The sequence below is a fragment of the Streptomyces sp. NPDC093089 genome, from assembly GCF_044754405.1.
Taxonomy (GTDB): Bacteria; Actinomycetota; Actinomycetes; order Streptomycetales; family Streptomycetaceae; genus Streptomyces.
This window is the reverse complement of record NZ_JBIVPA010000002.1, coordinates 222,035-234,380: the sequence shown is the minus strand read 5'-3', so window position 1 is coordinate 234,380 and position 12,346 is coordinate 222,035. Positions and strand designations below refer to the sequence as shown.

At 73.8% G+C, this 12,346-nt stretch carries 13 protein-coding genes; 7 read left to right on the top strand and 6 right to left on the bottom strand.

Annotated elements, in window-relative coordinates:
* The first annotated feature begins 33 nt into the window (after nt 1–33).
* The 3 genes from ACIQFX_RS04635 (at nt 34) to hutH (ending at nt 3,710) form a co-directional block, all read left to right on the top strand.
* Nucleotides 34–828 carry an enoyl-CoA hydratase/isomerase family protein gene (locus ACIQFX_RS04635; RefSeq protein ID WP_402458916.1) on the top strand — a complete coding sequence of 265 codons (795 nt, stop codon included), beginning with the start codon at nt 34–36 and terminating at the stop codon, nt 826–828.
* An 89-nt stretch (nt 829–917) separates the two neighbouring features.
* Nucleotides 918–2,078, top strand: coding sequence for a diguanylate cyclase domain-containing protein (locus ACIQFX_RS04630; RefSeq protein ID WP_402458914.1), 1,161 nt, complete (start codon nt 918–920; stop codon nt 2,076–2,078).
* An 87-nt stretch (nt 2,079–2,165) separates the two neighbouring features.
* Nucleotides 2,166–3,710 (top strand): histidine ammonia-lyase, encoded by a 1,545-nt coding sequence (hutH, locus tag ACIQFX_RS04625; protein WP_402459568.1) that lies wholly within the window; start codon nt 2,166–2,168, stop codon nt 3,708–3,710.
* A gap of 88 nt (nt 3,711–3,798) precedes the next feature.
* On the opposite strand, the gene ACIQFX_RS04620 is transcribed toward hutH, so the two are convergent.
* Nucleotides 3,799–4,065 carry a hypothetical protein gene (locus tag ACIQFX_RS04620; protein WP_402458913.1) on the bottom strand — a complete coding sequence of 89 codons (267 nt, stop codon included), beginning with the start codon at nt 4,063–4,065 and terminating at the stop codon, nt 3,799–3,801.
* A 111-nt stretch (nt 4,066–4,176) separates the two neighbouring features.
* Between ACIQFX_RS04620 and ACIQFX_RS04615 the strand changes: the two genes are divergently transcribed.
* Nucleotides 4,177–4,515, top strand: coding sequence for a hypothetical protein (locus tag ACIQFX_RS04615; protein WP_402458912.1), 339 nt, complete (start codon nt 4,177–4,179; stop codon nt 4,513–4,515).
* A gap of 287 nt (nt 4,516–4,802) precedes the next feature.
* The gene (locus ACIQFX_RS04610; protein WP_402458910.1) at nt 4,803–6,068 is read left to right on the top strand and encodes an Ig-like domain-containing protein; all 1,266 of its coding nucleotides are present in this window, start codon (nt 4,803–4,805) and stop codon (nt 6,066–6,068) included.
* A gap of 97 nt (nt 6,069–6,165) precedes the next feature.
* On the opposite strand, the gene ACIQFX_RS04605 is transcribed toward ACIQFX_RS04610, so the two are convergent.
* Nucleotides 6,166–6,510 carry a hypothetical protein gene (locus ACIQFX_RS04605; RefSeq protein ID WP_402458909.1) on the bottom strand — a complete coding sequence of 115 codons (345 nt, stop codon included), beginning with the start codon at nt 6,508–6,510 and terminating at the stop codon, nt 6,166–6,168.
* 386 nt (nt 6,511–6,896) lie between these two features.
* Here ACIQFX_RS04605 and ACIQFX_RS04600 point away from each other — a divergent pair, with 386 nt between their 5' ends.
* Together ACIQFX_RS04600 and ACIQFX_RS04595 are read left to right on the top strand one after the other, a co-directional pair.
* Complete coding sequence (locus tag ACIQFX_RS04600) at nt 6,897–7,184, top strand: hypothetical protein (protein ID WP_402458907.1); 288 nt, start codon at nt 6,897–6,899, stop codon at nt 7,182–7,184.
* Nucleotides 7,097–7,585 carry a BTAD domain-containing putative transcriptional regulator gene (locus tag ACIQFX_RS04595; protein ID WP_402458905.1) on the top strand — a complete coding sequence of 163 codons (489 nt, stop codon included), beginning with the start codon at nt 7,097–7,099 and terminating at the stop codon, nt 7,583–7,585. The genes ACIQFX_RS04600 and ACIQFX_RS04595 overlap by 88 nt, the downstream gene beginning before the upstream one ends.
* Before the next feature lie 16 nt (nt 7,586–7,601).
* On the opposite strand, the gene msrA is transcribed toward ACIQFX_RS04595, so the two are convergent.
* The 4 genes from msrA to ACIQFX_RS04575 all read right to left on the bottom strand — a co-directional run bounded on the left by msrA (nt 7,602) and on the right by ACIQFX_RS04575 (nt 12,302).
* Nucleotides 7,602–8,264 (bottom strand): peptide-methionine (S)-S-oxide reductase MsrA, encoded by a 663-nt coding sequence (gene msrA / locus ACIQFX_RS04590; RefSeq protein ID WP_402458903.1) that lies wholly within the window; start codon nt 8,262–8,264, stop codon nt 7,602–7,604.
* A gap of 175 nt (nt 8,265–8,439) precedes the next feature.
* Nucleotides 8,440–9,513 (bottom strand): hypothetical protein, encoded by a 1,074-nt coding sequence (locus ACIQFX_RS04585; protein ID WP_402458902.1) that lies wholly within the window; start codon nt 9,511–9,513, stop codon nt 8,440–8,442.
* On the bottom strand, nt 9,510–10,628 hold the full coding sequence (locus tag ACIQFX_RS04580) for a hypothetical protein (protein WP_402458900.1): 1,119 nt from the start codon (nt 10,626–10,628) through the stop codon (nt 9,510–9,512). The genes ACIQFX_RS04585 and ACIQFX_RS04580 overlap by 4 nt, the downstream gene beginning before the upstream one ends.
* A 75-nt stretch (nt 10,629–10,703) precedes the next feature.
* A complete protein-coding gene (locus ACIQFX_RS04575) occupies nt 10,704–12,302 on the bottom strand; it encodes a M48 family metallopeptidase (RefSeq protein ID WP_402458898.1) in 1,599 nt (532 codons plus the stop codon).
* Between the last annotated feature and the right edge of the window lie 44 nt (nt 12,303–12,346).

The following is a 12,346-nucleotide window of genomic DNA, read 5'->3' as shown; positions in this document are numbered from 1 at the left end:
ACGGGCGGGTCTTGGTCGGGAGGGTGTGCGGTCATGTCCGAGCAGCGTTTTGGTGAGTTCGTGGTGGTCCGGAAGGACGGGAGCGGGCACGTCGCCGAGCTCGTCCTCGACCGGCCCAAGGCGATGAACGCCGTCTCCTCCGAGATGGCCCGCTCCCTCGGCGCCGCCTGCGAGGCGCTCGCCGCCGACCCGACGGTCCGCGTCACCGTGCTGACCTCGTCGAACGACCGGGCGTTCTGCGTCGGCGCCGACCTCAAGGAGCGCAACTCCTTCACCGACGCCGAGCTGGTCCGCCAGCGGCCGACCGCCCGCGCCGCCTACACCGGCGTCCTGGAGCTGCCGATGCCGACCGTCGCGGCCGTGCACGGCTTCGCCCTCGGCGGCGGCTTCGAGCTGGCACTCGCCTGCGACGTGATCGTGGCCGACGCGACCGCCGTGGTCGGCCTCCCCGAGGTCTCCGTGGGCGTCATCCCGGGCGGCGGCGGTACGCAGCTGCTCCCGCGCCGGGTGGGTGCGGCGCGCGCCGCCGAGCTGGTCTTCACGGCCCGCCGGGTGGAGGCGGCGGAGGCCCGCGAGCTGGGCCTCGTCGACGTCCTGGAGGAGGACGCGCGGACGGCGGCCCTGGAGCTGGCGGGCCGGATCGCGGCCAACTCGCCGGTCGGGCTGCGCGCCGCGAAGAAGGCGATGCGGCTCGGTCAGGGCCTGGACCTGCGCGCGGGCCTGGAGGTCGAGGACGCGGCGTGGCGTTCGGTGGCCTTCTCGGGCGACCGGGCGGAGGGCGTCGCGGCCTTCAACGAGAAGCGCAAGCCGAACTGGCCGGGCGAGTAGGCCGTTCGCGTCCCGCCGATTTTCCCCGGATGTCACGTACGGTGACGTCTCGAAGGTGAAAACGGGTCAAACCTCCCTAAGCTGGAGGAATGGGAGAGGATGTACGGCTGCGGGCCGTAGTGGCGCTGGCGCAGGGGATGGCGGCGGCGCACACTCCGCGAGAGTTCTGGCGGGCGGCGGCGCTCGGGGCCTGCGAGGGGCTCGACGGCACGTTCGCGGCCCTGTCCGTCTGGCAGCGGGACCACGGCCGGCTGAAGGTCCTCGTGAACGCGGGGGCGCGGGCCGTGGGCGAGGAGGAGTTCCCGGACTCGGAGACGTATCCCGTGCACCAGTTCCCCGAGATCACCGAGTTCCTGCACGACCAGTGGGCGGGCGGCGGCGAGCCGGACTCCTGGGTGGAGACCGCCGCCGACCGGGTCCCCACCGGCCGCGTCCTCGGCCTCCGCAGGCGGGGGAGGGGCTGCTGCGTGGTGGCCCCGATCGTGCTGCACGGGCGGGCCTGGGGCGAGCTGTACGTGGCGCGCCCACCGGAGGTGAAACCTTTCACCCGGGCGGACGCCGACTTCGCGACCGTCCTCGCGTCGGTCGTCGCGGCCGGCATCGCCCAGGCCGAGCGCCTGGAGGAGGTGCGCAAGCTGGCCTTCACCGACCCGCTCACCGGGCTCGCCAACCGGCGGGCCGTCGACACCCGCCTCGACGAGGCCATCGAGCGCTACCGGGTGGACGGCTCCGTCGTCAGTCTCGTGGTCTGCGACCTCAACGGCCTCAAGCGCGTCAACGACACCCACGGCCACGCCGTCGGCGACCGCCTCCTCGAACGCTTCGGCTCCGTCCTCTCCCGCTGCGGCGCCCGGCTCCCCGGCGCCCTCGCGGCCCGGCTGGGCGGCGACGAGTTCTGCCTCCTCGCGGTCGGCCCCACGGCGGACGAGGTCGTGGCCGTCGCCGAGGAGCTCTGCGTGCGCGCGGCCGAACTGGAACTGGGCGAGGGCGTCGCCTGCGGCGTGGCCTCCACCGGCGACCCCATCGGCCCCCTCAAGTCCGCCCGCCGCCTCTTCCGGCTCGCCGACGCCGCCCAGTACCAGGCCAAGGCCGACCGCTCCGCCAAGCCCGTCGTCGCCGGCCGCGACGGCACCGTCATCCGCCTCGCCGACGCCCCGCCCGGCGCCCGCGACCGCCGCCGCTTCCGCGACGCGCCCACGCTGGAACCCCCGTCGGGGGCCCGGCCGGAGACACCGCCGCGGGCCGACTGACCGGTAAGGGTCCCGGCCGTGTCGGGACAGTGACACATTCCCCTAGTGACATGTCGGTCTTCAATCCGTAGGGTGCTGAATATGGATATGCAGACAGTCGTCGTCCTCGGCACGTCCGGCACGACCCCGCAGGACGTCATCGACGTCGCCCGCCACGGCGCCCGCGTCGAGCTGTCGACCGACGCGGTGGCCGCGCTGGCCGCCGCCCGGGAGATCGTGGACGCCCTCGCCGCCAAGCCCGAGCCCGTCTACGGGGTCTCGACCGGATTCGGCGCCCTCGCCACCCGGCACATCAGCCACGAGCTCCGTGCCCAGCTCCAGCGCAACATCGTCCGCTCGCACGCCGCCGGCATGGGCCCGCGCGTCGAGCGCGAGGTCGTCCGCGCGCTGATGTTCCTGCGCCTGAAGACCGTGGCCTCCGGCCACACCGGCGTCCGCCCCGAGGTCGCCCAGACCATGGCCGACGTCCTCAACGCCGGCATCACCCCGGTCGTGCACGAATACGGCTCCCTCGGCTGCTCCGGCGACCTCGCCCCGCTCTCCCACTGCGCCCTGGCCCTGATGGGCGAAGGCGACGCCGAAGGCCCCGACGGCGTCGTCAAGCCCGCCGGCGAGCTCCTCGCCGCCGCCGGCATCGCGCCCGTCGAACTCAAGGAGAAGGAGGGCCTCGCCCTCCTCAACGGCACCGACGGCATGCTCGGCATGCTGGTCATGGCCCTCGCCGACCTCGACACCCTCTACAAGTCGGCCGACATCACCGCCGCGCTCTCCCTCGAAGCCCTCCTCGGCACCGAGAAGGTCCTCGAACCCGAGCTGCACGCGATCCGCCCGCACCCCGGCCAGGCCGCCTCCGCCGCCAACATGCTCGCCGTCCTCAAGGGCTCCGGCCTCACCGGCCACGCCCAGGCCGGCGAAGCCCCCCGCGTCCAGGACGCCTACTCCGTGCGCTGCGCCCCGCAGGTCGCCGGCGCCGGCCGCGACACCATGGCCCACGCCCTGCTCGTCGCCGAGCGCGAGCTCGCCGCCGCCGTCGACAACCCGGTGGTCCTGCCCGACGGCCAGGTCCGCTCCAACGGCAACTTCCACGGCGCCCCGGTCGCGTACGTCCTCGACTTCCTCGCCATCGCCGCCGCCGACCTCGGCTCCATCGCCGAGCGCCGCACCGACCGGCTCCTCGACAAGAACCGCTCGCACGGCCTGCCGCCGTTCCTCGCGGACGACGCCGGCGTCGACTCGGGCCTGATGATCGCCCAGTACACGCAGGCCGCCCTGGTCAGCGAGATGAAGCGGCTCGCCGTCCCGGCCTCCGCCGACTCCATCCCGTCCTCCGCCATGCAGGAGGACCACGTCTCCATGGGCTGGTCCGCCGCCCGCAAGCTGCGCACCGCGATCGGCAACCTCAACCGGATCATCGCCGTCGAGATGTACGCCGCCACCCGCGGCATCGAGCTCCGCGCGGGCCTCACCCCGGCGCCCGCCTCGCAGGCCGCCATCGACGCGCTGCGCGCCGCCGGCGTCGAGGGCCCCGGCCCGGACCGCTTCCTCGCCCCCGACCTGGCCGCCGCCGACGCCTTCGTCCGCGAGGGCCGGCTGGTCGCCGCCGTCGAGCCGGTCACCGGCCCGCTGGCGTAGCGACCGTCCGCGCGACGCCCGCCGTCACGCGTCGAGGGCCCGCCCCCGGGACTTCCGGGAGCGGGCCCTCGCCCGTGGCGGGAGGAGCTCAGGAGGCCCGGCCGCGCCGCCGCATCGCCAGCGCCACGAAGCCCGCGCCGACCCCCAGGAAGCCCGTACCGCCCAGGACGTACGGAGTGGTGTCCAGCCGGCCGGTCTCCGCCAGGTGCCCGTCGGCGACGGGGCCGTCCTGACTCACCCCGACCCGGACCCCGCCCTGCTCGTCGGTGGCGTTCGCGGACGGCACGAACCACAGGGCGCACAGCAGCGTCCCCGCGGCGGTGGCGGTCAGCAGTGGGCGTCGGGCGGCGGACACGGAAATTTCGATCCCCCTTGCGGAAACCGTGAATTGGTCGGTGCGCCGATGCTAATGAACACAGCGGGTCGCAGGAAAGCCGAGGCCCCCCGGGCCCCTACGCTCCGACCCATGAGCACTTCTGACACAGCACGCTATGTACGCCTTCGCGTCGATGTGGTCCTGGAGATCGACGGACCGGCCGATCTGGTCGACGCCGCGAAGGCCCGGATCGACGGCGACGAGTTCATGCCCGAGGAGGAGCGGGCGCAGGCCCGCGCCGCCGCGGCCGAGGACAGCGCCGAGGCCCTCGCCCACCTCGTCGAGCCCTTCGACCTCATCCGCGACGTCCCCGGCATCGAGATGGTCCAGGCCTCCTGGAGCACCGAGGAGATCGAGTACGACCCCGATGCACTGGAGTGGGACCTCGGCGAGGAAGATGGGGACGAGGAAGACGACGACCGGTCGTAGGGGCGGGCACCGGCCGCAGCGCCGCCGGTGGACGCCCTGACCGAAGGCCCTGGGACGGTGTCCCGGGGCCTTTCCCGTGCACGGTTCCCGGACGGCCCGGGGCGGGTGTGAACCGGGACGGTCCGGAGCAGGTGTGGACCGGACGGTTCGGAGCAGACGGGAACCGGACGCTCCGCACGTGCGTGTCGATCAGTGGTGTTCCCCACAAACCGCTCGGTTCCGGAACCGGACGGGGTGTCATGGGTATTCAAGTAGATGAAGCAAGATCCGGCAGGGAATCGGCGACGATGGAGAAGCGTGTGATGACGGACGGCAAGCGCCGCAAGAGCCTGGCCGCAGCGGCCGCCGTGCTCGGCGGCGTGCTGGTGCTCTCGGCGTGCAGCGGCGACAAGGACGGCAGCGCCTCCGGATCCTCCACGCCACCGTCACAGGCCCAGGTCGACGAGGCGGCCGCGCAGAAGACCTCCAAGGCGCAGATCACCATCTCGCCGAAGAACGGCGCGCAGAACGCCTCCATCAACAACGACGCCAAGGTCACCGTCGCCGAGGGCAAGCTCACGCAGGTCACCATGACCTCCGCCGAGGGCACCGCCGTCGAGGGCGACATAGCGGCCGACGGGCTCAGCTGGAAGCCCTCCGGCCCGCTCAAGCGCGCCACGGTCTACAAGATCGCCGCCACCGCCACCGACGCGGCCGGCCTGGAGGCCCACGAGAACGCCTCCTTCACCACGGTCTCGCAGGCCAACAGCTTCATCGGGAACTTCACCCCCGAGGACGGCTCGACCGTCGGCGTCGGCATGCCCGTCTCGATCAACTTCAACAAGGCGATCACCGACAAGAAGGCCGTCCAGGGCGGCATCAGCGTCTCCTCCAGCTCCGGCCAGGAGGTCGTCGGACACTGGTTCAACTCGACGCGCCTCGACTTCCGCCCCGACCAGTACTGGACCGAGGGCTCGACCGTCACGCTGAAGCTGGACCTCGACGGCGTCGAGGGCGCCGACGGCGTCTTCGGCGTCCAGCAGAAGACCGTCACCTTCAGGATCGGCCGCAACCAGGTCTCGACCGTCGACGTCGCCACCAAGACCATGACGGTCACCCAGGACGGCAAGACGATCAAGACCATCCCGATCTCCGCCGGCTCCCCGGAGAACACCACCTACAACGGCCAGATGGTGATCTCCGAGAAGTTCAAGGAGACCCGGATGAACGGCGCCACCGTCGGCTTCACCGACTCCGACGGCAAGGGCGAGTACGACATCAAGGACGTGCCGCACGCCATGCGCCTGTCCACCTCCGGCACCTTCATCCACGGCAACTACTGGGGCGCGCGGTCGATCTTCGGCTCCGTGAACACCAGCCACGGCTGCATCGGCCTCGCCGACGTCAAGGGCGCCAACGACCCCAACCAGATGGCCGCGTGGCTCTTCGACCACTCGATCGTCGGCGACGTCGTGATCGTCAAGAACTCCGACGACAAGACGATCAAGCCCGACAACGGCCTCAACGGCTGGAACATGAGCTGGGCGGAGTGGAAGGCCGGCTCGGAGGCCTGACCCGAACACACGGGCCCGTGGCCCCCTCCCGTCTCCGGGAGGGGGCCACCCGCGCGTCCGGCCGCGCGGGTCCGTACGGCGCCCGGTCCGGCGACCGTCAGCCCACCTTCCCGCAGAGGGATTCGGTCGAACCGTGCAGCCGGGTGAGCGTCCTGTACCCGGTGGGGGAGACCGTGAGGGTGTAGGCGCCGTCGACGGTGTACAGGCCGCGCGGCACGTTCCCGCCGCCCTCGCCGAAGCCCGCGAGGATCGGCCCGACCACGTACCAGGACTGGGAGCGGTCCGGACGGATCTCGACCACCGCCCGGCCGCTCGCGTCGGCGTCGTACGAGGCGCCGTTCGCGGAGTTGACGACCCGGACCACCAGATCGCCCTTGTGCTCGACGACCTTCGTCCCGTCCTCGTACGTGGCGAGGGTGCGCCGCACGGCCTCGTCGACCACGGGCGAACCCTGGATGGCGAAGTCGCAGCGCGCCCCGGCCGGATGGGACCAGGAAGGGGAGGGCGCCGGCTCCCAGCCGTCGTTCGGGGTGCCTGTGCCTGCGCCTGTGCCTGTGCCTGCGCCTGTGCCTGTGCCTGCGCCTGTGCCTGCGCCTGTGCCTGCGCCTGCGCCTGCGCCTGCGGCGCCGGCACCGGTGTCGGCGCCGGCGGGGGCCGTGACGGCCAGCACGGCGCAGACGGCCGCCAGGGGCACGAGAATCCGTCGCTTCAAGAGAACTCCTCGGTGAGCGGGAACGTGAACGGGCGTCACCCTCCCCCCGCCCCCTGACCGGATCCTGACCACGCCCCAGGGCACCGCTCCGGACACCCCCTAAGGTGACCGGCACCATGGACTTCACCCTGCTCGGTGCCTTCGAGGCCCGCCACGAAGGGCGCTGCGTGCGGCTCGGCAGCCGTCGCCAGGAGCGGTGCCTGCTAGCGGTCCTCCTCCTGGAGGCGGGCCGCCCCGTCGCCACCGACCGGCTCGGCGGCCGGCTGGTCGAACTGCGCCTGACCGCGCTGGAACAGCGTGCCGAGGCCCAGCTGCCATGGGCCTCCACGACCGGGTCCTCGCCGACCTCGCCCCGTTCACCGGCGAACACCCCGGCCGCGAAAGGCTGGTGGCCGCCCACATGACCGCCCTCTACCGGGCCGGCCGGCAGACCGAGGCCCTGGAACTCCACCGTGCCACCCGCGACCACCTCGTCACCGAACCCGGCCCGGCGCTCACCACGCTCCACGAACGCATCCTGAACGCCGACCCCCGGCTCGACCGCACCCCGGCCCCGCTCTACGCGGTCCGCGTCCGCGAGGAATGGCTCCCCTGGTCCACCGGCGGCCACCCTGCCCTGGAGTTCTGCGACACCTACGCGGGCCGGCACCGCACCCCCGCCGTGCCGGGCTCCGACGGGCTGCGCACCTACCGCACCCTCACCCTCCGCGCCTGCCCCAGCGACGACTGCGGCTGGCTCTTCCCGGACACGACCGGCCGCCGCCGCTGGCGCGCGACGGCAACCTGCGGCGCCGGCCGGTCCTGAGGGGACGGGTCCGGGGCTACTCGGCCTTCGCCACCCCGATCGGGCAGGAGACGCCCGTGCCGCCGATGCCGCAGTAACCGGCCGGGTTCTTGTCGAGGTACTGCTGGTGGTAGGCCTCGGCGGGGTAGAAGGGACGGGTGTCGTCGGCGGGGAGGACGTGGGTGGTGATGTCGCCGTAGCCGGAGCCGGTGAGGACGCGCTGGTAGGCGTCGCGGGAGGCGGCGGCCTGCTCGGCCTGGGAGGGGGAGTGGGTGTAGACCGCGGAGCGGTACTGGGTGCCCACGTCGTTGCCCTGGCGGAAGCCCTGGGTGGGGTCGTGGGACTCCCAGAAGAGCTTGAGGAGGCTCTCGTACGAGACCTTCGCGGGGTCGAAGACGACGCGGACGACCTCGGTGTGGCCGGTGAGGCCGGAACAGACCTCCTCGTACACCGGGTTCGGCGTGTGGCCGCCCTGGTAGCCGACGAGCGTCGTCCAGACGCCCTCGGTCTGCCAGAACTTGCGCTCGGCGCCCCAGAAGCAGCCCAGGGCGAAGTCCGCGACCTCCAGGCCCTCCGGGTACGGGCCGAGGAGCGCGTTGCCGAGGACGGTGTGGCGCTCCGGGACGGAGAACTCCGGCTCGGGACGGCCGCGGAGGGCCTGCTCGGGGGTGGGGAGGACGGGGGTGCGGGACAGGAACATGCTGCATCTCTCCTCGACGGTCGGCAGAGGACACAACGCTGCGGACCGAGGAGGGATTCCCTCCCGGCCCGCGACCGGCGCCCGGTGACCGGCCCGCACGCCTCCGTCCGCGTTCGGCCGGCCTGTCCGGTGCGCCTCCGTCCGTGTTCGCCGCGCCCTGTCCCGTACGCCTCCGTCAGCGCCGTCGGCCGCCCCGTACCGCCCTGTCACGCCAGTGGCAGTACACCGCCGCCGGGTCGTCGAAGTACACCCAGGGCGGGGCGCCCACATGGCCGTCGACACGGCGGAACTCGACCGCGGCCTCCGGGTACCGGGCCTGCTGGGTGAGGAAGAACGCCAGGAGGTGGCGGGCGCGGGGGAGGCAGGGGTGGTCGGGGTGGGCGGCGGCGACGTCCGCGAGGGCGGCGTCGACGAGGGCGGTCACCTCGGGCGTGCGGTACCGCGACGGCTTGCCGATGTCGGGCTGGTGCTCGAGCCAGGCGAGCAGCGGCAGCATCGTGAGCAGCGACCCCGCCGGGGCCGCTGCCGCGGCCTCCCGGGCGAAGGACGTCGCCAGCTCCTCGGAGCCGTGCCACTTGGCGCACCAGTACTGGAGGGCGCGGAGGTGCGCCCCGCAGTGGTACGGGTCGAGCGCGGTGATCCGCGCCCACAGGGCCCGCATCTCCTCGTGCGAACGGCCGCGCCCGATTCCCGCCGACACGTCGGCGAGGAGCGGCGTCGGGTCCTCCGGAGCCAGCTCCACGGCGTGCGCGATCACCCCGTGGGAGACGGCGAGCACGCCGTGGAAGTCGCGGAACTGCTCCTGGCTGGTGTCCTCGGCCCAGGCCGAGCCGCGCAGCTTCCAGGCCAGCTCGACCACCGCTGCGGCGCGGACGGCGGCGAGGTCGGGGTCGTCCGGTCCGAGGGCCTGCTCCCAGGCGGTGAGGAAGGCCGCCTCGCCGCCGTCGGGCCGCACGGCGACCGTGGCGAAGGCCCCGACGTACGCGCCGCGGAGCGCCCAGTCCCGCTTCTCGCGGGTGGCGGCGAGCAGCCGCGCGGCCGGTTCCCACCCGCCGCGGGACGCGATGGCCATGGCCGGGTGCAGCGCGGGGTCGGGGCCGGCGAACGTGGTGTTCTGCCGGGGCGGGGGCAGGAACCCGGGCGGCGGCGTGTAGGGCGGGGTGGGGCCGGAGGCGTGGTGCCGGTAGACGGAGAAACAGATGGCGCCGACGGCGATCAGGACGACGACGCGTGCGATGTCCGTGTTCACGAGGCCTCCCGGGCGCCGGGCGTGGCGTACCGCGCGGACTCGTCGCGCATCCGGCAGAACTCCGCCGCCGGGTCCCCCTTGTACCGCCAGGGCACCGCACCGACGTACCCGTCCAGCAGGCGGAACTGCTCCAGCGCCTCGTCCCACCGGTTCTGCAGGTACAGGTAGTACGCGAGCAGGTGCCGTACCTCCGCCAGGCGCGGATGGCCGGGGTCGGCGGCGGCCACGTCGGCGAGGGCCGCGTCGACCGCGGCGAACATCTCGGGGGTGCGGTCCACGTCCGTCGAGTCGGACTCGTCGTGCTCGTAGTGGGCGATCAGCGGGAAGGCCGTCATCAGGCTCCCGGGCGGCGCCCCGGCGGCGGCCCGTACGGCGAAGGCGCGCGCCGACTCGGCCGAACCGCACCACTTGCCGCACCAGTACTGCAGCGCCGAGAACGTGGCCTCGTAGTGGTGCGGGGCCCGGTCGGTGATCTCACGCCAGAGCCGTCGCATCTCGTCGTGCGGCAGCCCGAGGCCGATCGCCGTCCAGATCTCGCCCACATAGGGGGAGGGGTCGTCGACCGGGGCGAGGGCCACGGCTCGCAGGTGCTCCTCGCGGGACCGGGTCAGCGTGCGGTGGAAGCCCTCGAACTGCTCCTCGGTGGTGGCCGCCGCCCGCTTCGCGCCCCGCACCTTCCACGCCAGGAAGACCGTCCCGCGGGCCCGTACCAGCGCCGCGCCGGGGTCGCCCGGCCGTGACTCCTCCCAGGCCCGCAGCCATGTGTCGTCGTCGGCGGCCAGGTCCGCGAGCTGCTCGCAGAGGAACGTGCGGCGCTCCCAGTCGCGGGCCGCCGCGGCCGCGTCGAGCAGGTCGGCGGCCGGCTCCCAGTCACCGGCCGGGGCGGCGGCGAGCGCGACGGCGACCGCGGGCGGCAGCGGGGCGGCCAGCTCGGTGTGCTGTCGTTCGGCGTCGAGCAGGCCGAGCGCGGCGACGGGGGCCGCCGCCCCGGCCGCGTGGGGGTCGGCGCGCGAGCCCTCGATGTAGCCGCGGACGACGGCGTTGAGGAGGAGGAGGCCGAGGGCGAGCAGGCCGAGGGCGAGGGGGGTCAGGACGACCCAGAGCAGGATGATCACGTTGTCTCGTTCGAGGTTCGAGGTTCGAGGTTCGAAGGCGGGGGCGGCCGACGGGTACGGGCCCGGGCCCGGTGGTCAGCCCGCCAGCAGCTTGCGCAGGGGTTCGGTGTCCGGCCGGTCCGTGATCGCCGCGTCCAGGGCGGCGGGGAGCGCGGCGGCATAGCCGTCGGGGAGGTGCAGGGAGGCGGGGTCCGACCAGGAGAGCTGCCAGCGGGCGCGGCCGTCGGCGGCGAGGACGGCCGTCGTGAGGCGGGCGAGTTCGCGCCGGAGGGAGGAGCGGGCGAACTCGCGGGCGGCGCGGCCGGTCGCGGCGGCGGCCTCGTCGGACCGCGGCAGCCGGCCGACGACGTCCCACGCGGTGCCCGCGTCGACGGCGTCGAGGAAGTCGCGGAGGAGGGCGGCCGGTTCGGCGTCCGCGGCCGCCGGTCCCAGCGCCTCGCGCACCGGTTCGGCGTCCTGGACGTACCGCGCGGTCATCGCCTCGTGGACCAGGTCGGGCCAGTCGAGGCGGCGCATCAGCAGCGCCTTCGGGGCCAGGGTGGCCTCCTCGACGTCTATCAGCACCGCCTCGGGCGAGGTGAACAGGCCGAACGCGGGGCGGGCCTCCTCGGCGCCGCGCCCGTCGTCGGTCAGGGCTTCGAGGACGGCGACGCGTTCGGCCGTCGGCGGGTGCGAGTCGTACGGCGAGGCGGGTTCGTCGGGCAACGCCTCCCGCAGCCCGGCCAGTTCCTCGGCGCGGGCGTCGAGGAGCCGGCGCACCCCGCCGAACACCTCCCCGCGCGGCGGCAGCATCCCGAACTCGACGCCGAGCGTCGCGTACGAGCTCAGGTAGAACTCGTGCGCGGAGTCGAGCACGGGGAGCGCGCGGAGGGCCGAGGCGGTCGCGTCGCGGCCGGCGATCCGGGCGGCGCCGAGGTCGGCGGCGAGCTCCTGGCGGCGGGAGCCGCTCTGGGTGGCGCGCATGCAGAAGCGGCCGTAGGCGGTGTAGAGCCGGGCCATCGCGCGGTAGGTGAAGCCGACGCCGGTGGTGTCGACCTCGCGGGCGGACTTGCCCTTGGCGACCCGCTTGGCGGACTTCCGCTCCTGGCGGGCGCGCTCCTTGGCGATCGTCTGCCCGGACTTCTCCTCGAAGCGGTCGACGGTACGGGCGACGTGGGCGCGGCAGCGTTCGGTGATCCCGGTGAGCCGGGTGTCGGAGTTCCCGTAGTGCCCGAGCTCGTGGGCGAGCACGGCCCGCAGCTGGGCGTCGGAGAGGCCGGCGACGAGGGGGAGGCCGAGGTAGAGGCGGCGGGTGCCGCCGATGAGGCCGAGGAGGCGGGCCTCCTCGGTGACGGCCGCGTTCATGTCGGCGGTGAGCCTGATCTCGTCGGGCCCGCGGGTACCGACGCGCTCGGCGAGTTCCCGCACGGCCGCCCAGAGCCTGGGCTCGTCGGCGTCGGTGACGGGGGTGCCGGCGACCTCCTCGTCGCGGGGCGTCCGCAGCAGGAGCATGCCGCGTACGACGGGCACCGCGAGCAGGAAGCTGACGAAATAGATCTTGAGTGCCCAGCCGGCCGGCGCCCACCGGTAGGCGGCCCAGTCCACGGCGCCGAGCGCGCAGAGCAGGACGAGGCCGAGCAGATGGAAGCCGGCGATCAGGACGAGGGCGCGCAGCGCGCGCAGGGTTGCGCCCATCGGGCTGATTCCCCCCACGGGAACGGCGTGATGATCATATGGAC